Source organism: Flavobacterium sp. K77, assembly GCF_021608205.1.
GTDB classification, from domain to species: domain Bacteria; phylum Bacteroidota; class Bacteroidia; order Flavobacteriales; family Flavobacteriaceae; genus Flavobacterium; species Flavobacterium turcicum.
Window position 1 is genome coordinate 1,186,613 of the sequence record NZ_JAKIHO010000001.1, and the last position, 24,829, is coordinate 1,211,441.

The window sequence follows — 24,829 nt, forward strand, 5'->3', positions numbered from 1 at the left end:
GACTGTTGCATATCTTGTAACTTTGATTTAAAAATTACACTATGAAAAAAATGATAGGTGTTTTTTTGGCATTACTTCCTTTTTCATTTTGTGCCAAAGAAAAAACAGTAATAGTACCTAAAAGTATAGAAAAAAATAATATGGAAATTCAAAAAGATTGGGATGTAGCCACATTTGCAGGTGGCTGTTTTTGGTGTACCGAAGCGGTATTTTTACAACTAGATGGCGTAACTAAAGTAGTTTCAGGATATATTGGCGGTCGAACATTGAATCCGACATATCAAGAAATAAGCGGCGGTATGACAGGCCATGCCGAGGCGATTGAAATTACATTTGATCCAAAAAAAATATCGTATGGCGAATTGCTAGAAATATTTTTTGCCACACACGATCCAACAACATTGAATCGTCAGGGTGCTGATTCAGGAACCCAATACCGTAGCGAGGTTTTTTACCACAATGAGGCTCAAAAGCAATTAGTAACGGATTATATTGCGTTAATGACTAGCGAAAATACTTTTGGAAAGCCTATTGTAACTCAAATTTCTCCTGCTACTGCTTTTTATGTTGCTGAGGATTACCATCAGAATTATTACAATCAAAATAAAACGCAAGGTTATTGCAGTTATGTGATTACTCCTAAAATTGAGAAATTGCAAAAAATGTACAAAGACAAGCTCAAAAAATAATTGGCATTAGATTTGTAACTGCTTTGTGAAATATTAAAAAGTAATACAAATGAATAACCCTGTTGCTATTCCTGAAACCCAGTCCAAAATGCGTCTTTTGGCTCTGAGTATTTTATTTGATGCTATTGGAATGTTGTCTTTTACAATTCCATTTCTTGGCGAGTTTTCAGATGTGATTTGGGCGCCATTCGCTGGTTTTTTAATGACTCGGATGTACAAAGGAACATTAGGAAAAGTTGGTGGTATTTTGGCATTTGTCGAAGAGGTATTGCCATTCTCTGATTTTGTGCCCACCTTTACACTAGCTTGGCTTTATAAATATGTTATCAAAAAGGAAAACGCCCAATAAGGCGTTTTTTTTATTCTTTTAATAAAAATCCCAAGCCAATACGGCGAAGCATTTTCTTTTCAAATGTCCAAAAGAATTTGAATTGCCCGAATATAAAACCTATTAATACCAACAAAACCTGATAAATAGGAAATACTAACAAGAATCTTAGCGGATAATAACCCAAGCCAAGGGTTTCTTTGGTAATGCCTATCCACACGCACAGAGGCTTAGAAAGCCATGCAGAGGCAGAGCCCGTGATAGCGAAAACAATAAAAATTATCGTTAGTTGGTAATTGCTAGTAACACCCCAACGCTGTTTGAGTTTATTCATTTTTCTTTAAAAATCTATACAAATATACTGACATTATCTCACTGGAACAAAACCATAGAGCTGCTGTTTGTATGTGTTTTGAAAATAAATCATGTAATTGTAAATAAGATAATTCACTTCGTAGCCGTAGTTTATATTTGGATCGTAATTAATAGGCATTTCGTATAAATTAGGATTGTATCGCATTGGCTGTCTGGCACGGTTATTCCACTCAGTTACATACATGAAATTTTTGCTTTCTAAAAACGACTGTGAATGGTAATTTCGAGGCAGAGCTACAGATGTCAGCCAAGTATTAAAACCAGGTTCAATAATGATCACTTCGTATTCTAACTCTTCATTGGCAATACGAACGGTATCGCCTACTGTTGCGGTTGGCTTTTTAAAACTTGTATCATTTGGCTTTACAGCGGTACAGCTAAAAATAACGAGTGCAAATACAAGCAAAATCCAAGAGGTGTTTTTGATCGTCATGATTTTTATTTTAAAAGTACAATATAAAAACACCTACTACTAAATATTTAACAAAAAAAAAATCACCCAATTGAGTGATTTTTAATGTTTTTATTTTCCAAATAGTTTTCCGAGGAAGCCTCCTAATCCGCCACTTTTTCCTGAAACAGCAGCCATTGCATCACTTACGTCTACTTTTCCGTCTGCATTTTGATCTAGTCCAAATTGGCCACCGTACTTAGAAACTGCATCCATAATACTAGAGCCGTTTGCTCCACCTCCAGATATGGCAGCAATGATGTCCGAAATTTGAAAACTACTATCATTTGGATCTTTGGCTTTGTTTACTAATGAACCAAGGATTTGCGGAATCAAATTTCCTGCTACGCCGGCGGCGGTTTCGCTACTGATACCGAATTTTTGACCTAAACTTCCTGTGAGTTGTTCCGTCAGTTTCTGAACCACCGGATTAGATGCGTTTTGAGCAGCATCGCCTTGAAAGAGTGATGCTAATTGTTCTATACCACCTTCCGAAGCTATTTTTTGTAAGCCAGAAAATATAGAGCCGCTAGCTTCCTGAATTACGGCATCGTTTTGTTCATTTGGAATTGCGTTGTTGTTTACAACTGATTCTAGTCCAAATTGTTTTGCTAATTGGGTTAATTGTTCTAACATAGGTTTTTGGTTTTGTTTAGATACCAAAGCTAAATAAAAAAAGGATTTATTTCATTGAAATAAATCCTTTTCAAGTTAGGCCTAAAATCGTATTTTGTTATGCCAAAAGGCTAATGATTTGTTGTGCCAATTCCGTACCAATGCGGTCTTGTGCTTCGCCAGTTGCTGCACCAATATGCGGTGTTAACGAAATTTTCGGGTGCATTAAAATGGCCATTTCAGGAGTTGGTTCGCTTTCAAAAACGTCTAATCCTGCAAACAATACTTTGCCGCTATCCAAGGCTTTTACCAAAGCTACTTCATCAATTACACCGCCACGCGCGCAGTTTACAATGCCCACTTCGTTTTTCATGATGCTCAATTCTTTTTCACCAATAATATAGCCGTCTTGTGCAGGTACGTGAAGGGTGATGAAATCAGCTTCTTTGAATACGCTTTCTAAACTTTGAGATACGATAGTAGTTGTAATTGATTGACCGTCAAAAAACGATACAGTAACATCCACTTGAGGAATAAAACTATCTGCTGCAATTACCTTCATGCCTAAGCCCAAAGCCATTTTTGCAGTAGCTTGACCAATGCGACCAATACCAACAATTCCTAATGTTTTTCCTCTAAGTTCAATACCATTTGCGTATGCTTTTTTAAGTCCATCAAAGTTGGTATCGCCCTCAAGTGGCATATTTCTGTTCGAATCATGCAAGAAACGTACTCCAGAGAATAAATGTGCAAATACCAATTCTGCAACCGATTCTGATGACGATGCTGGTGTATTTATCACATGAATGCCTTTGCTTTTAGCATAATCCACATCAATATTATCCATTCCTACGCCACCACGACCAATAATTTTTAGTCCCGGACAAGCATCAATAATATCCTTACGAACTTTGGTTGCACTACGCACCAAAACAACGCTCACATTATTTTCATTCACAAAATTAGCCACTTGCTCTTGAGCTACTTTGGTTGTAATTACTTCAAATCCGCCTTGTTCCAAGGCAAGAATTCCGCTTTTTGAAATTCCGTCGTTTGCTAATACTTTCATTTTTTTAAATTTTAAGAATCCAAAACGATCCTCTAGTTATTTGTTTTTTCAGGAGCTATTTCCCGCTTTCCATTGCAATCTTTTATGTTTTTAAAGAAAAAACATAAAAGGATTTCCATTACAATCGGGGCTAGAGCCTATTGCTTTTGTAGTTCGTTTTTTTGGTTTTTACACTTTCGTTTCTAAAGCTTTCATCACATCAACTAAAACTTGTACGCTTTCAAGAGGTAATGCGTTATACATAGAGGCACGGTAACCACCTACGCTGCGGTGACCCGGTAGTCCAGATATACCTGCTGCTTTCCACATTTCATCAAAAATTGGGGCATGCGCCTCATCATTCAATAAAAAAGTAGCATTCATCGCTGATCTATCCGCAACTGCAGCGGCGCCTTTGAACAATGGGTTACGATCAATTTCTGAATACAATAAATCCGCTTTCGCGTTATTTTGCTTTTCAATGGCTGCAATTCCACCTAAATTTTTCAACCATTGCAAAGTCAATAATGAGGTGTACACCGGGAAAACAGGCGGCGTATTGTACATACTTTCTGCTTTAATATGTTTGCTGTAATCCAACATGCTTGGAATCTCGCGTCCGCTTTTTCCTAGGATTGATTCTTTTACAACAACAAGGGTAGTTCCAGCAGGTCCCATGTTTTTTTGTGCGCCTGCATAAATCAAATCAAATTGAGAAAAGTCTAATACTCTCGAGAAAATATCCGAACTCATATCGCAAACTACCGGCACTTCAGTAGTTGGAAAAGTTTTCATTTGTGTACCAAAAATGGTATTGTTGCTCGTGCAGTGAAAATAATCGGCATCAGTAGGAATGCTGTAATCGGTTGGGATGTGATTATAGTTATCGTCTTTTGATGATCCTACGACTACTGTTTCACCAAATAGTTTGGCTTCTTTGATTGCCCCTGCTGCCCAAGTACCAGTATCTAAATAGGCAGCTTTTCCGCCTACTTTCATTAAATTATAAGGAGCCATAACAAATTCTAAACTTGCTCCTCCTGCTAAAAATAAGGCTTGGTATCCTTTCCCTTCAAGGCCTAACAATTCAAGTACCAAGGCTCTTGCTTGGTCCATCACTGCTACGAAGTCTTTGCTTCGGTGTGAAATTTCTAAAAGTGAAAGTCCAGAGTCGTTAAAATTAAGGATGGCTTGTGCTGATTTTTCGAAAACTTCTTGCGGTAAAATGCAAGGTCCTGCGCTGTAGTTGTGTTTTTTCATGGTGTAGTTTATATCCAAAAAATTAAAGTGCAAATTTCGGCAATACTTGCTTAATAAGGACTATTTAATTCGGAATAATTACACTTTTTTCTACAGCAAACTTGTTAAAAATGAAATTGTATCGATGTTATCTGCGTAATTCCACAATCGCGGATTTTGAGTTTCGCCAAAGGCTATACTGTTTTCAATCAAATCATCTGATACAATGCACTGTAGTAGGTCTTTTTCGTTTTCTAAACGATTTTTGAGCTCATCAAGGTTGTCGTAATATTCATAAAACACACTCGAAATTGGCGAGGCATGACTCACATCTTCTTTGATGGTCAAAAAGCCATTATCAAGCAATTTAAAATTACTCATCAAGAAAACGGCTTTGTTGTAATCGTAATTATTGGCGTATTTCTCGTAATGAATCACATCTTGGTAGGCAAAAATCGCTTCAAAAAACGGAACAAACGAGTAATCTTTTGGAACAAAAAGTTTAGAAACGTTGCGGCAGCCTAAACCAAAATATCTAAAAATGTCTTCGCCCAATGCATGGAGTTGTGCAGCAGTTTCGTTACCCGTTAATACGGCTACCGAGTTGCGGCTTTTTCTAATGATAGCGGGTTTGTCTTTAAAATAATATTCAAAATAACGTGCTGTATTGTTACTTCCGGTGGCAATTACAGCGTCAAAATTTTCTAATTTGCCTTCTACAAAAGTAATTTTAGTGGCAAATTCAGGCTCAATTGCAATGAGGTATTTGGCTAAAAAGGGTAATAAATGTTGGTCGTTTGAAGAGGTTTTAATAACTACATTATGACCGCAAATTAACACTGATAAAAAATCATGAAAACCAACCAACGGAATATTACCTGCCAATATTAAGGCAATAGTTTTTGGTTGTTGCTGCTCAATTTCATAGGATTTTAACCACTGATCTAAATTCTCAGGAGTTAATGCTTGTGCCCATGAATTAATGGCATAGTACACATTCTCGGGAGTATACCAGCCGTTATGGCTTTGCGACAAATGAATCAAATCATGAAACGAGTCAAAAAAAGTATCGTTATGCAAAACTGCATCATTTTTTGAGGTGTTGTTGGCTGTAAATTGTCCGAGAAATTCACCTAATGCAACAAAAATACTTTTTTTTGTTTCTAATGTCATAATGTTTGCTTATGAATTGTTTTGATTGTAATTTTGCACAAAAATAAGCATAAATATGTCTAAAGTCAAAGGTCTAGCGTTCAAAAGAAATTGATCGTTGCCAGCAGACCGTCAGACTTTAAAAATTATATATCATGGCAATTATTATAACAGACGAGTGCATCAATTGTGGGGCCTGCGAACCAGAGTGCCCAAATACAGCAATTTACGAAGGTGCAGATGATTGGAGGTACAAGGACGGCACAAAACTATCGGGTACGATTATTCTTCCTGATGGAACTGAGGTTGATGCTGAGGCGGCTCAAACTCCAATTTCAGACGAGGTGTACTACATAGTTCCTGGAAAATGTACTGAGTGTAAAGGATTTCATGACGAGCCACAGTGTGCAGCAGTTTGTCCTGTTGATTGTTGTGTGCCTGATGATAACCACGTAGAAAGTGAAGAAACATTGTTAAACAGACAAGCTTTTTTACATAACGAATAACAGCTTTTTATTTTAAAGCACAAAAAAACCTGAGATATTCTCAGGTTTTTTTGTGATTATTATTTTGAGAATGTGCAGAAAAAAAGGACCATCTTGCGACAGTCCTTTTTTTGTTATTTGGATATTCTAAAATTAGAATTTGTAGTTCAAAGATAAATTGAACATCGTTCCTAATTGACTAAAGTGGTATCCATCATAAGTCATTTGAGAATAACGTTGGTTAAATGTGATCAAGTTAGATTGTGTTTTAACTTGTGCTGGGTCATTTAAGATCGCTACACCAGCTGCATTTTCAGCTTTGAAATTCCATTCTGGTAAAACATTCAAAAGGTTATTTACATTTAAAGATAAAGTCAATTTATCAGTGGCAGAGAACGTAACTCCTAAATCAGTAACAATTTTTGGTGTAAACTCTGTTCTTAAGTTTGCATTCATACCATCTTGTTTGAAAGTTGATTTTCCGAAATAGGTGTTATTCAAAGAAAAACCAAATTTACCAATTTCATAGTTTGCTCCTAAAATCCATTTAGTTTCTGGTCTTGAAGTGAACATCAATGCATCTAAAGTTGCTCCAAATGAATTATTTGTTACAGGAGAAATTCTTTCATTTTGGAAAGTCACGTTACCAGATAAATTGAATCCTAATTTTCCTTCTCCTAGTAGAATGTTACTGTAGTTTGTTACGACATCTAAACCTGCTGTTCTTGAATCAAATGAATTAGAGAAGTAAGCGATGTTACCAAATTGAGTGTCTTGTCTGTCACCTAAAACAATTCTGTCTTTCACTTTAATATTGTAGTAATCTACCGTAAGGCTAAAGTTTTTAGAAGGTTTAGCGCCAAAACCAACAGTAATGTTAGTTGATTTTTCAGCATCTAGTTGAGGTACACCCAAAATACGTGCTTGTGGTGAAACGTTATTAATGATACCACTTACTTGAATTCCTTGACCAGCTACAAAAGAATATTGTGCTTTTTGCGTATAAATCTGGTGCAAAGTTGGTGCTCTAAATCCAGTAGACACAGATCCTCTCAAAGTAATCTTATCGTCTAGGAATTTGTATCTAGAGCTAATTTTCCAAACCGTAGCTCCACCAAAATCGCTATAATCTTCGTAACGAAGTGTTCCATTAATTAAGAAGTCTTCGGTAACGTCATAAGCTAAATCAAAGTAAGCTCCTAAATTGTAACGGTTCCATTTTCCTGAATTTTCAGGTCTGTTTCCTGCAAATGAGTCAGCTCCAATTCCGTCCCAAGAAGCTTTGTCACCTTCTGTTACTTCAAAAGTTTCTGTTCTAATTTCTGATCCAAATCCAATACTAACTTGGTCAGATAAGTTTTTAGAAATATCTAAGTTACCCACAATGTGATTGAAAGAAGTTCCTCCAGGCTTGAATGTGATAGGGCTATTCTCTAAGTAAACATTGTTACCATCCTCATCTTGAATGTCAGAGCGGTTAAATGAATTTTCTACACTGTACGTCTGAGAGTTTCCTCCAACAGTAATACTTGCGTCAGTATTCCAACCATTTTTCACGGCTTTGTAACCTAATGTTGCGTTGTAATCGTTCAAATCTCCTGTGAAAGTAGGTACATAACCTTTGTAAGAAGCTGCAGTTCCGTTTCCGAAGAAATCAGCTAAGAAAGGATAATCAGCTAAAGTTCTCCAATATGGTGTTCTGTAGTTGGCAAATGAATTTACTTTTTTGTAAACATAAGCAGCATTATAGTACAATGAAGTGTCATCAGATAATCCAAATCCACCATTTACTAAAAATTTAGCAGCAGCGGTTTCAGGGGATCCATTGATGTTTCCTGCATCTGGTTTTAATGCTAAAAACGATTGTACATCTGCTAGTGATGCTCCAAAATCAGCTGCTTCTCCAGCTGCATCTACTTTACCAGGTCTGTTAGCAAGGTTTACTTTAGAAAAATCTACTGTGTAGTTGATGAATCCTTTTTCACCTACCTCAGAACCGTTATTTAAACTAATACCGATCATTTCTCCATCACCTTCTGAAGTCATTCCACTTCTCATAGTCACCGATGGGCCATTTGTGTTTTTCTTTAAGATGATATTCATTACACCAGCAATTGCATCAGAGCCGTATTGTGCAGATGCACCATCACGTAAAATCTCTACTTTTTCAATTGCGTCAGTTGGAATCGCTGAGATATCAGATCCTGTTTCACCGCGTCCTGGAGAAGTCTGTACATATAATAAAGAACTTAAGTTTTTTCTTTTACCGTTAATTAAGATCAACGTTCTACTTGGTCCCATATTTCTAATCTCATACGGGTCAAGTAATGAAGTTGCATCATTAACAGGAGTTTGCACTGTGTTAAATGAAGGTATTTTGTACTGTAAAGCTTTATCAAAAGTGGCTTGTCCTGTTGAAGTTAAGTCTTTTGAAGATAATACATCAATAGGTAATGCTGAAGTAGTGTTGCTTCGAGGAGCTGTTCTGGTTCCTGTTACTACCACTTCATTTAAATTTTGTCCACCTTCTTCAGACATTACAACATTAATTGTGGCTTCAGTGGCGGCTCGTTCTACTTTATTAAAGCCCACGTAACTAAATACAAGAGTTGCGCCATCTTTTACTTTGATCTTGTACGAACCATCAGTATCTGTCGATACTCCGTTTTGCGTTCCCTTTTCAACAATATTTACTCCTGGGAGTGTGTTGCCGCTGTTGTCTTTTACAACTCCCGAAACCTGCTTCTGTGCGAAGGCAAAGGAGATGTTTAATAGAATTAATAAAAATGCGAATTTTTTCATAATAAGTTGTGATTTTTTTGGTTTGATTAGAAATTGGTTGCAAGATATATATCTTTTAACAAAACATTAGTATCAAATTTTAATTTTTTTTAGAATTTAACAGTTCTAGTAGTTTTAAGCCTTCAATTGGGTATTGAAAACCTATTTTAAAATGGTATATTTGCCAACTTTTAGCAACAGTCCATCTTCTTTATTTTTGTAACGTGGTCTAAAAGAGTAAAATCAATTAATGACATTGCCAATAACAAGTGGCAAGTCTCTTTATTATAGAAAAAGTATTTACACATGAAAGCAGGAATTGTAGGGTTACCTAATGTAGGAAAATCAACTTTGTTCAATTGTTTGTCAAACGCAAAAGCGCAAAGTGCTAACTTTCCTTTTTGTACCATCGAACCAAATATTGGTGTGGTGAACGTTCCCGATCCAAGAATTAACAAGTTAGAAGAATTGGTAAAACCAGAACGCGTGCAAATGGCAACTGTAGATATCGTTGATATTGCAGGTTTGGTAAAAGGAGCAAGTAAAGGGGAAGGTTTAGGAAATCAATTTCTTGGAAATATTAGAGAGTGTAATGCTATTATTCACGTTTTACGTTGTTTTGACAATGATAATATTGTCCACGTAGATGGTAATGTAAACCCAATTCGCGATAAAGAAACTATTGATATCGAGTTGCAGTTAAAAGATTTAGAAACAGTTGAAAAACGTTTAGAAAAAGTAAATCGTGCTGCAAAAACAGGTAACAAAGAAGCGCAAACTGAAAAAGCACTTTTAGATCGTATTCGTGAAGCTTTATTACAAGCAAAATCAGCACGTACTATCGTTCCTCAAAGCAATGACGAAGAGGTTTTAATGGAAGCTTTTCAATTAATCACTGCAAAACCAGTATTATATGTTTGTAATGTTGACGAAAATTCAGCCGTAAACGGAAACAAGTATGTAGACCAAGTAAAAGAATTAGTAAAAGATGAAGATGCTGAGGTGATTATTCTTTCAGTAGGAGCCGAGGCTGATATTACCGAATTAGAAAGCTATGAAGAGCGTCAGGTTTTTCTTGAAGATATGGGACTTGAAGAGCCAGGTGCATCTGTTTTAATTCGTGCTGCATACAAGTTGCTAAAACAACAAACTTACTTCACTGCAGGTGTAAAAGAGGTTCGCGCTTGGACCATTAATATTGGTTCAACTGCACCGCAGGCAGCAGGAGTAATCCATACTGATTTCGAAAAAGGATTCATCCGTGCCGAGGTGATTTCTTATGAGGATTATGTAACTTATGGTTCAGAAGCTAAATGTAAAGAAGCTGGAAAATTTAAAGTTGAAGGTAAGGAATACGTTGTAAAAGATGGTGATGTCATGCACTTTAGATTTAACGTCTAGTTTTTAACTAGTCAAAAGTCAAAATTGAAAAGTCGAAAGTTAGAAATAGCTTTCGACTTTTTTTTGAACCTAATCCCGCTTTCCGCTTCAAGATTTTCAGCTAAAGTCACTTTTTCTAAGCTCTAAAAGGAGCTTCCGGTGGTCGCTCTTTTAGTGCAAGAAAAAATAGTAACTTTAGCTAAAAAAGCTTTCCGCAGCAATCGGGGGTAATTTTGTAATCTTTGTAAGTCCGATTCAATTAAAAAGTGTAAATTGACTTTAATTTTAAGCGGTTCAAATGAAGCAATTTCTTTTAATAGCAATATCTTTCCTTGTTTTTTCTTGCAAAAAAGCAAATTCGCCAGCAGATGAGAATGTGTTGTATTACGAACAACCACAGCCAATTCATGATGCTGAATTAACTCAAATTCCATTAAAGTTTAGAGGTGTTTTTGTAAATTCAGACTCTGTACACTTAACGATTTCTGAAAAAATGATCCTTAGAGAATTTGATAGAAAATTTAGAATTCACAAAACCGAGTTGGACTCTTTAAAACAAGAATTTGATTTAAAGAACGACAAATACTTTTTTAAAGACGATAACCGTGCTTTTATTTCCAAAAACATTGGTGATTCTATTGAGTTTATGCACACGGAAATGGATACTGTTTTTGTATTCTCAAATACACAAAAAGCAAAAAGATTTAATGGAAAATTAGTACTGAACTACAAGGATTCATTGTACTGGGCAGTAAGTACAATTGATATAGCAAAAAATGCGCTGCATTGGAAAACAATGGGCACCAAAGACGATGTGAGACGAATGGATTCGCTAACTCAGGTTAAATCAATTCCTATTGATTCTTTAACGTATTTGGCAAAACCAACAAGAAATGAATTCAAAACCTTCATTAACTTAAAAAGGTTAAAATCAGATGAAGTGTTTAAAAAATCAAATAAGTAATAGTTACATTATTCACACATAAACCAATCCTATGAAAATAATCGCTTTTGGCGCTAGCAACAGTAAAAACTCAATTAATAAACACTTGGCAACTTATGCAGCAAGTTTTTTTGGTGCAACTGAAGTTCAAGTTATTGATTTAAACGATTATCAAATGCCGCTTTTTAGCATTGATTTAGAAGCCGAAATTGGCCAACATGAATTGGCTAAAGCCTTTTTACAAACGGTTTCTACAGCTGATTTGTTGGTGGTGTCAATGGCAGAGCACAATGGCAATTATTCGGCGGCCTTCAAAAATATTTACGATTGGTGTTCTCGAATTACTCCCAAAGTTTTTCAAGACAAACCAATGCTATTGCTGGCTACTTCGCCGGGAGCACGCGGTGGTGCTTCGGTTTTAGAAATTGCTAAAAATGCTTTTCCGCGCTACGGCGCTGATGTGAAAGCAACTTTCTCGTTGCCTAGTTTTAATGATAATTTCGATCTTGAAAAAGGCGTGATTAAAAATGAAGATTTGGATTTGGAATTGAGAAAATTGATTTTTCTTTTTTAATTGCAAACCGCTGGCTAAATAGCAAAAAAAAAATATACTCGTCTCATTACCCCCGACAGCAGCGGCATCCTTGTGCCTGTGGCATTTATACCGGCACAAGATATAGCGAATGGCGGGAGAGAGTGTCTTGAAAGGAGGATTTTGGTGGTCCTAAATGAAAAAAAGCAAGACTTTTAGAGTGAAGTAAATTCAGGCCCTGATTTCAAAATTGTTGGTGGGGTTTCGTTGTCAATATCATTTTTAATAACTTTGCCAGCATCTGCTTTTTATATAGTTTGAGATGCGCTATATTAGCGCTTTCGAGGGCTAGGCGGATAGCGAAGGCCTAACTGAACGAAGTTAAAATCCACAATTTTTACCATGTCCAATCAAAATCAATATACCGAAGATAATATTCGGTCACTCGACTGGAAAGAGCACATCCGTATGCGTCCCGGGATGTATATCGGGAAATTAGGTGATGGCTCCTCGCCAGATGACGGTATTTATATTTTATTAAAAGAAGTTCTTGACAACTGTATCGATGAGTTTGTCATGGGTTCGGGCAAAACGATTGAGGTAACTATTCGCGACAAAACGGTTTCGGTGCGTGATTACGGCCGCGGAATTCCGTTAGGGAAAGTCGTTGATGTGGTTTCGAAAATGAATACGGGTGGTAAATACGACTCGAAAGCATTCCAGAAATCGGTTGGTTTGAACGGTGTGGGTACCAAGGCTGTCAATGCTTTGTCGAATTATTTTAGGGTAGAATCAGTTCGAGATGACAAGCAAAAAGCCGCTGAGTTTTCGGCTGGAAATTTAGTCCTTGAAGAAGATATAATTGATACCACCAAGCGTAAAGGAACTAAAGTAACTTTTATGCCTGATGAAACCATTTTTAAAAATTACAAATTCCGAATGGAATATGTGATCAAAATGGTCAAAAACTATTGTTACTTGAACAATGGCTTGACGATTATTTTTAATGGCGAAAAATACATTTCGGAAAACGGGCTTCGCGATTTATTAGAAGAAACAATCAATGTCGAAGACCAAGAATACCCAATTATTCACCTCAAGGAACACGATATAGAAATTGCGCTTACTCACAGTAAAACGCAATACAGTGAGGAATACCACTCGTTCGTAAACGGGCAAAACACAACACAAGGAGGAACGCACTTGGCAGCTTACAGAGAAGCCATTGTAAAAACCATTCGTGAGTTTTACAACAAAAACTTCGAAGCATCGGATGTGCGAAAATCGATTGTGAGTGCCATTAGTATCAAGGTAATGGAGCCCGTTTTTGAGTCTCAGACCAAAACCAAATTAGGTTCCACAGATATGGGATCAGATGATGGCACGCCGCCAGTTTCTGTTCGTACGTTTGTAAACGATTTTATCAAGAATAAGTTAGATAACTATTTACATAAAAATCCACCCACTGCAGAAGCGTTATTGCGTAAAATTTTGCAGGCAGAGCGTGAGCGAAAAGAGTTATCTGGAATTAGAAAACTAGCTACAGATCGTGCTAAAAAGGCCAATCTACACAATAAAAAATTACGAGATTGTCGTGCGCACTTGCCGGATACTAAAAATCCTAGAAACTTAGAAAGTACACTTTTTATTACTGAGGGAGATTCGGCTTCGGGATCCATTACCAAATCGCGTGATGTGAATACGCAAGCGGTTTTTAGTTTGCGTGGAAAGCCGCTGAACTCCTACGGAATGAGTAAAAAAATTGTGTACGAAAACGAAGAGTTTAACTTACTGCAAGCAGCCTTGGATATCGAGGACGGTCTCGAAAAGTTGCGTTACAACAATATTGTCATCGCTACCGATGCAGATGTCGATGGAATGCACATTCGATTGTTGTTGATTACTTTTTTCTTGCAATTCTTCCCAGAATTAATCAAAGAAGGACATTTGTATATTTTGCAGACACCACTTTTTAGAGTTCGAAACAAGAAGGAGACCATTTATTGTTACTCTGAAGAAGAGCGAAAAGATGCCATCGAAAAACTAAAACCAAAACCAGAAATCACCCGATTTAAAGGTTTGGGAGAAATTTCGCCAGATGAGTTCAAGAATTTTATTGGAGAAACCATTCGTTTAGATCCTATTATGATGGATAAAAATACGTCGATTGAGCAGTTATTGTCTTTCTACATGGGTAAAAATACACCAGACCGACAAGATTTTATTATTAAGAACTTGAAGGTGGAGCTGGATGCTTTGGTAGAGGAGGTTTAAGATCTTAGTATGTTATTTTTGTTTCAAATGGGTTTTGAAAATTAAATAAATAAAATTTATAATTATGATTTTAGATAAAGAAGAATTAGAAAGCGATATTGAAGTTGAAGAAGGAAATGAAGATGTTATTATCGAAATTCCTTTTGATCCAAACAAAATTAAAGTAGTAACAAAGTCTTATTCTGTTGGACAAATTGTACAAGATTTAGAAGATAAAACGATTGATTTAGATACTGAATTTCAAAGATTACCGGGTTTATGGAATAATGAAAAAAAGAGTCAATTTATAGAATCGTTACTTTTAAATTTACCAATTCCAACATTTTATTTTAATGAAAAAGAAGAAAATAACTGGGAAGTAATTGATGGATTGCAGCGTATAAGCACTATATATGCTTTTTTGGTTGAGAAGAATCTTGTTCTAACAGGTTTAGAATTTTTGACAGAATATAATGGTTTTAAATTTGACGATTTACCGAATCCGTTGCAAAAAAGGATTACAAGATTTGGTATAACAATTTATATCATCGAGAAAACAACTCCCGTAGAGGTAAAATTTCATATTTTTAAAAGGGTAAATACCGGAGGTTTAATGCTGACTCCACAAGAAATACGCCATGCCATAAATCAAGGAATACCCGCAGAGTTAATTGCTGATTTGGCTAGAGGTGTAAATAACAACACTTCAGATGGAGCAATTCGTATTCGAAAAAATAGCGACGGAACAGTTGTAGATTTAAAAGCAACGGACGAAGGCAAAGCATTTGTTAAAGTAACAGAAAATCGAATTAACTCAACACGAATGGAAGATCGAGATTTTGTAACAAGATTTGTTGCTTTTTATCTTATTCCATATCAAGAATACAAACCAGATTTAGATTCTTTTTTGAATAAAGGAATGGAAAGAATAAAAGAGTTAAATAAAGCGGAGATTGAAAATTTAAAATTCGATTTTAAAAGTGCTATGAATTTAGCTTATCATATTTTTGGCAATGATGCTTTCCGAAAAAGATTTAGTAAAACAGATAAGCGAAAGCCAATAAACAAAGCACTTTTTGAGGTTTTAAGTGTTAATTTGGCAAAATTATCGTTAGGTAATCGAGAAATAATTAAGGCTAAAAAAAATATTTTTAAGCAAAAATTAATTGAACTTCATAATGCTAAAGACGGAAAGTTTGTGCGATCCATTTCTCAGGGGACAGCACAAAAAGATTTGGTTACACAACGATTTTCCGACATTGAAAGAATTATTAAAGAAACAGTAGAAAATGATTAATTTATTACGAATAGTAAATTTTAAATCGCATAAAGATACAACGGTTCAATTAAAAAATCTCTCTGTATTTTGTGGAGAAAATGGTGTAGGAAAATCTTCCTTAATTCAAAGTCTTTTGTTATTAAAGCAAACACATAATAAAAGTAAGTTGCAAGAACATTTGAGCCTAAATAAACCTCTTTGCGATATCGGAAAAACAAAAGATGCTTTACACGAGTTTAATGATGGCGAAAACAAGAATGAAATTGTTTTTGTTATAGCAGATGAAAATAAGGAATATTCTTGGATGTTTGATGCTTCAAAAGAGTATGACTTTTTGAATAGAATAAATGATATTGATGATAGTTCTGGTTATGAAAATCTTTCACTGTTTACCAATGATTTTCAATATATAAGTGCTGCTAGAATAGCTGAATATGAGTCAGATGATTACGAAGTTTCATCCAATAAACAAATTTCTATCAGGTTAGGAAAGGGAGAACTGACTGCCCACTTTTTATATGAATATCAAAAAGATTTAAAAGTAAATCAAGATTTACATCATTGGTCAGAAAGCGACCCATACTTATTGAGTCAGGTTACGGCTTGGGAAAGAGAAATAAGTAAGGGGGTAAATGTTCTGCCTAAAAAAGTTGGGGAGAATTATGAAATTAGATACAGTTTTGATGTGCCAGATTATGGGCAAACACAAGAGTTTTCTTCATCTAACGTTGGTTTCGGACTTTCTTACACTCTACCTATTCTAGTAGCTATCCTTTCAGCCAAGAAAGGTGCTCTAATTATCATCGAAAATCCAGAGGCACATTTACATCCAAAAGGAATTTCAAAACTTAATGAATTGATATGTTTGGCATCGCAAGCAGGCATTCAAATTATTATAGAAACACATTCGGATCACATTATTAATGGAATTTTAGTGCAATCTAAATTATTCGAAGAGACTAAAAGAGGAATAGATAAAGATAATGTTAGTATTTATCAATTTGAAAGAGATGAAAATTATCATTGTTCTGTAGCTAATAAAGTGGAAGTGAAAGAAGGTGGAAGAATTAGCTTTGCACCAGAAGGATTTTTTGATCAAAGTACAATTGATACTGACTTTTTATTTGACTTATAATAATGGAGCATAATTTTGTGTTTTATATAGATGATATTTTTTTTACTGAAGGATTGGATATTGAAACTATCAAAAATTTTCAGATGTTGTTTGAAGTGCCTCTCCAAGTAAATATTCAAACATTTTATAACAAATTAGCATTCCAAGATGCAATGAAAAATATTGAAGGGGATAACTACAAACCAAGATTTAAAGATAAAATAAAAGATGTTTTTGGTAAATTTGAAGGTGTTGAAAATTTTATTTATGAAGATAATAAAATCAATATTAACTTTTCAAAAACAGTTAATGAGGAAATAGGTCAATTCAATAATGCTCAACAAGTATGGTCTTTTATAAATTCAAAATTGCCAAAAAGGAATTTCAATCCAAATTATACAAAACATGGTAGGAGAAAAAATAATGGAACCTTAATACTTGCACAAAGTGGTGAATCACAATTATTAACTACGGATGAAGAATCACAAGATTTGCTTGATTTCGCAATTTTTGATTTAAGAAAAAGAGCTAGTTTTCATGTGAATTTTGACGATTTATCAAACCAAAAATACATATTATTTCCTGATGAAAATACAAATGAAAATACATTTCACGCTTTTCATCTCGACGAAAATTTATGGAATGTGAAAGTTCCAACTTCCATTAGAAAATATTTCAATAAATGAAAGACGAAGAAGACGATAACATCATTCCAAACGAAGACGAGAATAACGAACAGTCGAATGAGACCACGAGTGAATCTGGTTTCGAAGACATAAAAACCTCGAGTGGCATGCAGCATTTTTACGAAAACAATAACGAAGAAGGCGATACCATAACCAAGGTTACGGGCATGTACAAAGACTGGTTTCTGGATTATGCTTCGTATGTAATTCTGGAACGCGCCGTACCAGCTATTGAAGATGGTTTCAAGCCCGTTCAACGCCGTATCATGCACTCGCTTAAAGAGTTGGATGACGGTCGTTATAATAAGGTAGCCAATGTAGTAGGGCATACCATGCAGTATCACCCACACGGAGATGCGAGTATTGGTGACGCCATGGTGCAAATTGGTCAAAAAGATTTGTTGATTGACTGCCAAGGAAACTGGGGAAATATCCTAACAGGTGATGGTGCTGCGGCTTCGCGTTACATTGAGGCGCGTTTGTCTAAGTTTGCTTTGGAGGTTTTGTATTCTCCAAAAATTACCGATTGGGGTGTTTCGTATGACGGTCGTCGTGCAGAACCAAACAATCTTCCGGTAAAGTTCCCTTTGCTTTTGGCACAAGGAGCAGAAGGTATTGCTGTAGGACTTTCCACGAAAGTGTTGCCGCACAATTTCAACGAATTGCTCGATGCTTCGGTTAAAATATTAAAAGGAAAATCATTTACCTTATATCCAGATTTCTTGACGCAAGGTATTGCTGATGTATCGAATTACAATGACGGAATGCGTGGCGGACGTGTACGCGTTCGTGCTAAAATTGCCCAGTTGGATAAGAATACGTTGGTGATTACTCAAATTCCGTTTTCGACCAATACGACTACTTTGATTGATAGTATTTTGAAAGCTAATGAAAAAGGCAAAATTAAAATCAAAAAAATTGAAGACAATACTGCTGCCGAAGTTGAAATTTTAATTCATCTTTTTCCAGGAGTTTCTCCAGATAAAACCATTGATGCCTTGTTTGCCTTTACAGCTTGCGAAACATCAGTTGCGCCTTTGGGCTGTGTGATTGAAGATAACAAACCTTTGTTTATTGGAGTGTCTGAAATGTTGCGTATTTCAACACACAGAACAGTTGATTTATTAAAACAAGAACTCGAAATTCAGCTTGAAGAATTAAAAAATAAGTGGCATTTTTCTACGCTCGAAAAGATATTTATTCGAGAAGAAATGTACATCGATTTCAAATTGTATTCGGATAGAGAATCGCTTTACAAATACTTATACGATCGTTTTGAGCCTTTCAAAAAATCATTTGTCAGAGAAATTAATGATGACGATTTACAGCGCTTAACGCAAATTCCGATGATTCGTATTACACGCTTTGATTCGGATAAGGCTGACGATATGATTGCCAAGTTAGAAGCTGAAATGCAAGAAGTAGAGCATCATTTAGCGAACTTAAATGACTTTGCAATTGCTTATTTCACAAAGTTAAAAGAGAAGTACGGTAAAGGACGCGAACGCCAAACCGAATTGCGCATTTTTGATGATATCGAAGCAACAAAAGTAGTCTTACGCAACACCAAACTGTATGTCAACCGCGAAGAAGGTTTTGTGGGTACGAGTTTAAAGAAAGACGAATACGTTACTGATTGTTCTGATATTGACGATGTTATTGTGTTTATGCGCGATGGAAAAATGATGATCACCAAAGTCGATGCAAAGACTTTCGTAGGAAAAGATATTATTCACGTAGCTATTTTTGACAAAAGCGACAAGCGTACGATTTACAACTTGATTTACCGCGACGGAAAATCGGGTCCATCGTACATCAAACGTTTTAATGTATCGGGCGTTACGCGTGATAAAGCGTATGATTTAACCAATGAAACTGCCGGATCTCAAATAGTATACTTTTCATGCAATCCAAACGGAGAGGCTGAGGTAATTACCATTTTGTTGCGTCAGGTGGGAACGATCAAAAAATTAAAATTTGATATTGACTTTGCTAACTTAGCCATCAAAGGGCGAAGTTCAAAAGGAAATTTAGTCACCAAATACCCAATCAAAAAGATTGAACTGAAAGAAAAAGGAATTTCTACTTTGTTGCCTCGTAAAGTCTGGTTTGACGATACGGTACAACGTTTAAATGTAGACGGACGTGGCGAATTACTGGGTGAATTCAGACCTTCAGACAAAATTTTAATCGTGTCGCAATCAGGTAAATTAAAAGTGATTACACCTGAATTAACCACACATTTTGATCAAGACATGATTGTTTTAGAGAAATGGAATCCTAAAAAACCTATCTCGGCTATTTATTACGACGGCGAAAAAGAACGCTATTACATCAAACGCTTTTTAGTAGAAACCGAGAACAAAGAAGAAGCTTTCATCTCAGAGCATGCTAATTCCAGACTCGAAATTGTTTCAACCGATTATAGACCCGTGGCTGAATTGATTTTTGCAAAGGTAAAAGGCGTTCAAAAAGAAAATCAAATTGTAGACGTAGAGGCTTTTATCGCCGTAAAAGGATTCAAAGCACAGGGTAATCAATTGACTACTGATAAATTAAAACAAGTCAATTTGCTAGATCCACTGCCGTATGAAGAACCCGTAGAAGAGGTTCCTGAAACAGCTGTTTTAAGCGATGAAGACGCCGGTCCGGTACAACTTGACGATGATGGTCAAATCACCATGAGTTTAGATTAATTTATTCTCCATAAAAAATGCCCCCAAACAGTGTTACACTACTTGGGGGCATTCTATTAATAAATGAATTCGAATTCACTTCTCACAACTCACCATTCACAACTCACCATTCACTTCTCACAACTCACTCTCACGATTCACTTCTCACGATTTACTTTTACTTTTATTCATTTTCATATTCAGTACTTCTACTAATAATGAAAACGAAATCGCAAAGTACAAGTAACCTTTTGGCACAGGAGTCACATGACTTCCAAAGATCAAAGCGTTAGATAAATGCGCACTTTCAGTAAGTAGCATCATCCCAATTAAGATCAAAAATGACAATCCCAAAATTTGAATCGACGGATGTTTGTTTACAAAATTCCCAACAGGAACTGCAAACTGCATCATTATAAGTACCGAAATTACTACAGCAGTAATCATTATATAAAGAGCACCTTCAACGCCATTGGTCATTCCCACGGCAGTTAAAATACTATCAAAAGAAAAGACAAGGTCAATTAAAATAATCTGAAAAATTACATTTTGAAACGATTTAGTAGCCGCTTTTCCAAGCTCTTTTTCTTCATGGCCTTTTTCGTCCACTTTCTCTCTAATTTCGTTGGTGCTTTTGTAAATTAAGAACAATCCACCGCCAAACAGAATCAAACTCTGTCCTGTAATTCCTGCCGAAAACCAAGGCAAATCAATATGAAACCAAGGCTCTTTCATTTGAATCAAAATATTGATACCAAACAATAGTGCAATACGCATGAACATGGCCAAAAACATACCAATTTTGGTGGCTTTTTTGCGTTGTTCTACTGGCAATTTACCCGTTGCAATCGAAATAAAAATAATGTTGTCAATTCCTAATACAATTTCAAGAAAAGTCAACGTTAATAAGGCTACCCAAGCATCTGGGTTCAAAAATACTTCCATTTTATAGTGTTTAAAAGTCTACTTTAATCATTAATTTTAGTTACCGTACCGCGTTGCTTAGCATCGGAGCCTACCATCCCGAATTCAAATGTGTAAGAATCCTTAGTAGTGGTTAAAATTTTCATACCAATCGCTTTTTCTTCGGCCATATTTTTTGGATGCAATTTGAGCAAAACATATTCGCAATCATTCACCCATCTAATACTAGCTGTATCTGTTTTTCCCTCAAAAGTTTCAATTTCAATACTGTCGTTGCGCTCAAAAACAGTCGTTTTTTTAACGCCATCTACCTCGTATTCAAACTTGAATTTTCCAGTTTTAAAATCCTTACAATTGCGTTCTTGCTCGTAGCAGGAAGCCAACATAAAAATACTTACTAATGCAATAATTTTTTTCATTCTTAATTTTTTTTAGAACCTATTCCAGCTGTTCGTTACAACGTGCTGCGTTTTTTGCTTTTTTTCTACTGTCCCAAAAGGAGCTTCCGTTGGTCGCTCTTTTTGGCCAAGAAAAAGAACGCAAAAAATAGCAACCCTGTTTTCACTGCCATCTGGGGTAAAATTAAACTATTTTGATATCATATTTATCCAATAATCCCACAATTCCTTGCGCCGAAAATTTGGCTTTGCGCATAGGGTTGTATTCGGGGTCAATTTTATAATTGCTTGCTTTGGTAAAATCTACCGAGGCTAGTTGCGTATTGTTAAAAATTGCGCCTTCCAGTATACTGTCTTCAAAACTAGAGCTCGTAAGAGTACTGCTAACAAAACTAACTTCCTTGAGGGAACAGGCAATAAAATTAGTTTTCGGCATTTTTTTATTGGCAAAAGAGGCGTAATCTAGATTGCAATCCTGAAAACTAACTTGAAACAAAAAATCAGCACATTGGTCAAAAGCAATGCCTAGCAATTTGCAATTGGTAAATTGTACGTTTTTTAAACTGCAGCCAGCGGTTTGAATTAGTGCTAAATTACAATCGATAAACTCACAATCCATAAAAGTGGTTTGTGACCAATTGCTTGAAGAGAAGTCGCAGTTAGTAAAAACACAATCTTCAAATTCACGGTTGGTGAGTTTGTAAGAAGGCAGCACGATTTTATCGAATTTTTTCTGAAAATAGAGTAACTCTTCCATTAATCGTTAAATAAGCTTTGCATGATTATTTTTAGGCCTTTAAACATGCAGTACATCGCGGCACCGCAGGCTGTAATACCTATAGCAAGAATTAAATAATGCCAAACATTTCCTTGGTTCATGAAGGCATTGTAAATCAAGGACGGTCCTATAAATAGTAACGGCAACGAACCCGCTAAATATTTAACTCCTTTGGATAAAAGTACTCTGTTGGTGCTCATAGTGATAGTTTTTGCAGTTTGTAATTTTGAGGTCTTAGTTTTTGCAACTTTTAAACATAAAACAATATTTTCGTTAATTTGAAAAAGGAAATCGTTGGTATTGCGTATTAACAGTTGTCGTTTTATGTTGTTTATATCAAAATTCTAATTATTAACCAAAACGCCAAAAATATGTATCCAATTGTTAAAATGCGATTTCCTTGTTTTCTGTCATTTTCTGAATAAGCATAAATTCGGTTTCCATTAGGCAATGTTTTTTTATAAGTTAATAAATGCCACCCAATAAAAATTCCCAATAATCCGCCTAAAAAAGCAGTTATATATCCCAAAATTATGTATCCTTTTTGTCCTTCTTCTGGTTTTGATAATTCTATAATTCTCTGCCTTTTTATTTCTTCAATTTTTTCTGGCGTAATTTCTTTGCCTTTATCTTTAAGTAATTTTTTAGCAAGATAAATGTCAAACTTGTTCCATTCATCACTTTTTGTAATAACTTCAATTAATTCGTCGTCGTTAAAACTCAATAAGTAGTAATCTTTATCTATTTCATTTGTTTCGTTTTCCGATTTATCTGCAAGTATCTTGTTAGCTTTTTCAAAGTCATTTTTCTTGAGCTTGATACAGTATTCTTTTCCAAAGCCATTGTTGGCAAAAGTTGGGTCGAAACTTAAAGAATTATCTACTAATACAAATTCAATATTTTGTCCAGCTATCAATTCGCCAAATTCTTTTGCGGAATTTTGGTCATTAAATTTTTCAAATGTGATAAATTCTTCGTTCATCGCTGTTTTAGTTTCTTGAATTGATTATTTTGCAGGATACAGGAAGCTATCTACGACTTTGATGCAACATAATTCAACACCGCTTGTCTTACGCTTTTATGTTCCAACAATAAGGCAGATGCTTGCTCATAGGTAACTAGAATTTCGTCCATGATCATTTTAATGCCACGATCAACAAGTTTGTTGTTGCTGAGTTGCATATCAACCATTTTGTTTCCTTTTACTTTTCCGAGCTGAATCATGCTTGTAGTCGAAATCATGTTTAGCACTAGTTTTTGCGCTGTTCCGGCTTTCATGCGTGAACTTCCGGTTACGAATTCAGGACCTACAACCACATCAATTGGGAATTGTGCGGTTTTAGAAAGTGGACTGTTGGCATTGCACGAAATGCTTCCGGTTGTTATGTTATTTTGGTTGCAAGCCTGTAAACCACCAATTACGTAGGGCGTAGTGCCTGAAGCAGCGATTCCGATAACGACATCGTTGCTATTGATTTTGAAAGCTTGTAAGTCAAGCCAAGCTTGTGTGGCATTGTCTTCGGCGTTTTCAACGGCTTTGCGTATCGCAGCATCGCCACCTGCAATGATACCTACAACCAAATCAAATGGAACTCCAAAAGTAGGCGGACACTCGGAGGCGTCAACTACTCCTAATCGGCCGGATGTTCCTGCGCCTATGTAAAACAAACGCCCGCCTTGCTGCATTTTGCGCACAATTTCTTGAACTAACGCTTCTATTTGCGGGATGGATTTTGCCACTGCTTGTGGTACGGTTTGGTCTTCTTGGTTGATGTTGGTTAACAATTCCTGAACCGACATTTTTTCTAAATGGTCGTATTTGGAGGCTTGTTCGGTGGTTTTTGTAAATTCCATTGCTACTATATTTTGAGTGCCAAAGCACAAAATTTTCTATTGATTCGGGTCGCGCGTGAGGGATAAAAGCGGAAATCCTTTTATCATGCAGCGGTAGCGAAATGAAAAAAGATTGCAACGGATAGCCCGACCGCCTTTTTTTGGCGGGCACGCCCACCTTGTAAATTTATAAAAAATATGCCAATGCAATACCAATTACAATCATGGAAACCTTGGCGATATTGAATTTGTGGCCCTCGCTACTTTCAAAAATAATGGTGGAGGAAATGTGAAATAAAATTCCGATCACAATGGCGGTTAGCTCGGCGTAATACTGATTTAAAATAGGCAGGTAATCCGATAAAAAGGTGCCCAAAGGTGTCATGACCGAAAAAGTGATCATGAAGAAAAAGATGGCCGTTTTATTGAGATTTCCGTTAATGAAAAACGTAGTCAAAATAATAGCGATAGGCAGGTGATGTATGGCTATTCCTAATGCTAAATCGTGGTGATGGCTTACCGGAAAGCCTTCCAGAAAGGCATGTATGCACAAACTGATGAATAGCAACCACGGAATTTGGCTCATGCTGGCTTTGCCGTGAACGTGTCCGTGCTCTGCGCCTTTGGAGAAGAATTCTAAGATAATTTGGAACAAAATCCCCAGCATGATAAACAAACCAATATTGCTTATGCTACTTTCGTAAATTTCAGGCAGCAAGTGCATGACTGTTAGCGACAACAAAAACGACCCGCTAAAGGCGAGTAGTAATTTTAAGTTGGTTTTGTTTTTTGGTTTTAGCGCAAGTGCTATGATGTAACCAAGTAAAACAGAAAGTAAGGGCAATAGGTAATTCATGGGCTTTGCTTAACG

At 36.0% G+C, this 24,829-nt stretch carries 25 protein-coding genes; 11 read left to right on the forward strand and 14 right to left on the reverse strand.

Features of this window, described 5'->3' with window-relative positions:
* Window positions 1-41: 41 nt before the first annotated feature.
* Complete coding sequence (gene msrA / locus L1S34_RS05240) at window positions 42-689, forward strand: peptide-methionine (S)-S-oxide reductase MsrA (RefSeq protein ID WP_370637570.1); 648 nt, start codon at window positions 42-44, stop codon at window positions 687-689.
* 49 nt (window positions 690-738) lie between these two features.
* Complete coding sequence (locus L1S34_RS05245) at window positions 739-1,038, forward strand: hypothetical protein (RefSeq protein WP_166137391.1); 300 nt, start codon at window positions 739-741, stop codon at window positions 1,036-1,038.
* A 10-nt stretch (window positions 1,039-1,048) separates the two neighbouring features.
* Here L1S34_RS05245 and L1S34_RS05250 read toward each other — a convergent pair whose 3' ends face one another.
* The 6 genes from L1S34_RS05250 to L1S34_RS05275 form a co-directional block, all read right to left on the reverse strand.
* Complete coding sequence (locus L1S34_RS05250; protein ID WP_236363106.1) at window positions 1,049-1,351, reverse strand: DUF6787 family protein; 303 nt, start codon at window positions 1,349-1,351, stop codon at window positions 1,049-1,051.
* Window positions 1,352-1,384: 33 nt separating this feature from the next.
* On the reverse strand, window positions 1,385-1,825 hold the full coding sequence (locus L1S34_RS05255; RefSeq protein WP_255710711.1) for a DUF6146 family protein: 441 nt from the start codon (window positions 1,823-1,825) through the stop codon (window positions 1,385-1,387).
* Between the two features lie 90 nt (window positions 1,826-1,915).
* Window positions 1,916-2,479: a DUF937 domain-containing protein gene (locus L1S34_RS05260; RefSeq protein ID WP_236363107.1), complete on the reverse strand. Its 564-nt coding sequence runs from the start codon at window positions 2,477-2,479 to the stop codon at window positions 1,916-1,918.
* A 97-nt stretch (window positions 2,480-2,576) separates the two neighbouring features.
* A complete protein-coding gene (locus L1S34_RS05265) occupies window positions 2,577-3,527 on the reverse strand; it encodes a D-2-hydroxyacid dehydrogenase (protein ID WP_166137400.1) in 951 nt (316 codons plus the stop codon).
* Between the two features lie 168 nt (window positions 3,528-3,695).
* Window positions 3,696-4,766 carry a 3-phosphoserine/phosphohydroxythreonine transaminase gene (gene serC / locus L1S34_RS05270; RefSeq protein ID WP_236363108.1) on the reverse strand — a complete coding sequence of 357 codons (1,071 nt, stop codon included), beginning with the start codon at window positions 4,764-4,766 and terminating at the stop codon, window positions 3,696-3,698.
* A 90-nt stretch (window positions 4,767-4,856) separates the two neighbouring features.
* Window positions 4,857-5,918 carry an acyl-CoA reductase gene (locus tag L1S34_RS05275; RefSeq protein WP_236363109.1) on the reverse strand — a complete coding sequence of 354 codons (1,062 nt, stop codon included), beginning with the start codon at window positions 5,916-5,918 and terminating at the stop codon, window positions 4,857-4,859.
* A 134-nt stretch (window positions 5,919-6,052) separates the two neighbouring features.
* Between L1S34_RS05275 and L1S34_RS05280 the strand changes: the two genes are divergently transcribed.
* Window positions 6,053-6,403, forward strand: coding sequence for a 4Fe-4S dicluster domain-containing protein (locus L1S34_RS05280; protein ID WP_166137409.1), 351 nt, complete (start codon window positions 6,053-6,055; stop codon window positions 6,401-6,403).
* Between the two features lie 132 nt (window positions 6,404-6,535).
* On the opposite strand, the gene L1S34_RS05285 is transcribed toward L1S34_RS05280, so the two are convergent.
* Window positions 6,536-9,184 (reverse strand): TonB-dependent receptor, encoded by a 2,649-nt coding sequence (locus L1S34_RS05285; RefSeq protein WP_236363110.1) that lies wholly within the window; start codon window positions 9,182-9,184, stop codon window positions 6,536-6,538.
* Between the two features lie 285 nt (window positions 9,185-9,469).
* Here L1S34_RS05285 and ychF point away from each other — a divergent pair, with 285 nt between their 5' ends.
* The 8 genes from ychF (at window position 9,470) to L1S34_RS05325 (ending at window position 20,046) form a co-directional block, all read left to right on the forward strand.
* A complete protein-coding gene (ychF, locus tag L1S34_RS05290) occupies window positions 9,470-10,564 on the forward strand; it encodes a redox-regulated ATPase YchF (RefSeq protein WP_236363111.1) in 1,095 nt (364 codons plus the stop codon).
* 277 nt (window positions 10,565-10,841) lie between these two features.
* Entirely contained in the window at window positions 10,842-11,507 is a 666-nt protein-coding gene (locus L1S34_RS05295) for a hypothetical protein (protein ID WP_236363112.1), read from the forward strand.
* Window positions 11,508-11,538: 31 nt separating this feature from the next.
* Complete coding sequence (locus tag L1S34_RS05300; protein WP_236363113.1) at window positions 11,539-12,060, forward strand: NADPH-dependent FMN reductase; 522 nt, start codon at window positions 11,539-11,541, stop codon at window positions 12,058-12,060.
* A gap of 360 nt (window positions 12,061-12,420) precedes the next feature.
* The gene (locus L1S34_RS05305) at window positions 12,421-14,292 is read left to right on the forward strand and encodes a DNA topoisomerase IV subunit B (protein WP_236363114.1); all 1,872 of its coding nucleotides are present in this window, start codon (window positions 12,421-12,423) and stop codon (window positions 14,290-14,292) included.
* A 64-nt stretch (window positions 14,293-14,356) separates the two neighbouring features.
* Window positions 14,357-15,568, forward strand: a complete 1,212-nt coding sequence (locus L1S34_RS05310) for a DUF262 domain-containing protein (RefSeq protein WP_236363115.1) — start codon at window positions 14,357-14,359, stop codon at window positions 15,566-15,568.
* A complete protein-coding gene (locus L1S34_RS05315) occupies window positions 15,561-16,685 on the forward strand; it encodes an AAA family ATPase (protein ID WP_236363116.1) in 1,125 nt (374 codons plus the stop codon). The genes L1S34_RS05310 and L1S34_RS05315 overlap by 8 nt, the downstream gene beginning before the upstream one ends.
* A 2-nt stretch (window positions 16,686-16,687) precedes the next feature.
* Window positions 16,688-17,350: a hypothetical protein gene (locus L1S34_RS05320; RefSeq protein ID WP_236363117.1), complete on the forward strand. Its 663-nt coding sequence runs from the start codon at window positions 16,688-16,690 to the stop codon at window positions 17,348-17,350.
* The gene (locus tag L1S34_RS05325; protein ID WP_236363118.1) at window positions 17,347-20,046 is read left to right on the forward strand and encodes a DNA gyrase/topoisomerase IV subunit A; all 2,700 of its coding nucleotides are present in this window, start codon (window positions 17,347-17,349) and stop codon (window positions 20,044-20,046) included. The genes L1S34_RS05320 and L1S34_RS05325 overlap by 4 nt, the downstream gene beginning before the upstream one ends.
* 144 nt (window positions 20,047-20,190) lie before the next feature.
* Here L1S34_RS05325 and L1S34_RS05330 read toward each other — a convergent pair whose 3' ends face one another.
* The 7 genes from L1S34_RS05330 to L1S34_RS05360 all read right to left on the reverse strand — a co-directional run bounded on the left by L1S34_RS05330 (window position 20,191) and on the right by L1S34_RS05360 (window position 24,814).
* Window positions 20,191-20,970 (reverse strand): TerC family protein, encoded by a 780-nt coding sequence (locus tag L1S34_RS05330; RefSeq protein WP_236363119.1) that lies wholly within the window; start codon window positions 20,968-20,970, stop codon window positions 20,191-20,193.
* 23 nt (window positions 20,971-20,993) lie between these two features.
* Window positions 20,994-21,368: a DNA topoisomerase IV gene (locus L1S34_RS05335; RefSeq protein ID WP_166137433.1), complete on the reverse strand. Its 375-nt coding sequence runs from the start codon at window positions 21,366-21,368 to the stop codon at window positions 20,994-20,996.
* Between the two features lie 163 nt (window positions 21,369-21,531).
* Window positions 21,532-22,104: a pentapeptide repeat-containing protein gene (locus tag L1S34_RS05340; protein WP_236363120.1), complete on the reverse strand. Its 573-nt coding sequence runs from the start codon at window positions 22,102-22,104 to the stop codon at window positions 21,532-21,534.
* The gene (locus L1S34_RS05345; RefSeq protein WP_236363121.1) at window positions 22,104-22,325 is read right to left on the reverse strand and encodes a DUF6095 family protein; all 222 of its coding nucleotides are present in this window, start codon (window positions 22,323-22,325) and stop codon (window positions 22,104-22,106) included. The genes L1S34_RS05340 and L1S34_RS05345 overlap by 1 nt, the downstream gene beginning before the upstream one ends.
* A gap of 131 nt (window positions 22,326-22,456) precedes the next feature.
* Window positions 22,457-23,107: a hypothetical protein gene (locus tag L1S34_RS05350; protein ID WP_236363122.1), complete on the reverse strand. Its 651-nt coding sequence runs from the start codon at window positions 23,105-23,107 to the stop codon at window positions 22,457-22,459.
* Between the two features lie 50 nt (window positions 23,108-23,157).
* A complete protein-coding gene (gene murQ / locus L1S34_RS05355; protein WP_236363123.1) occupies window positions 23,158-23,979 on the reverse strand; it encodes an N-acetylmuramic acid 6-phosphate etherase in 822 nt (273 codons plus the stop codon).
* 166 nt (window positions 23,980-24,145) lie between these two features.
* Window positions 24,146-24,814, reverse strand: coding sequence for a ZIP family metal transporter (locus tag L1S34_RS05360; RefSeq protein ID WP_166137448.1), 669 nt, complete (start codon window positions 24,812-24,814; stop codon window positions 24,146-24,148).
* Between the last annotated feature and the right edge of the window lie 15 nt (window positions 24,815-24,829).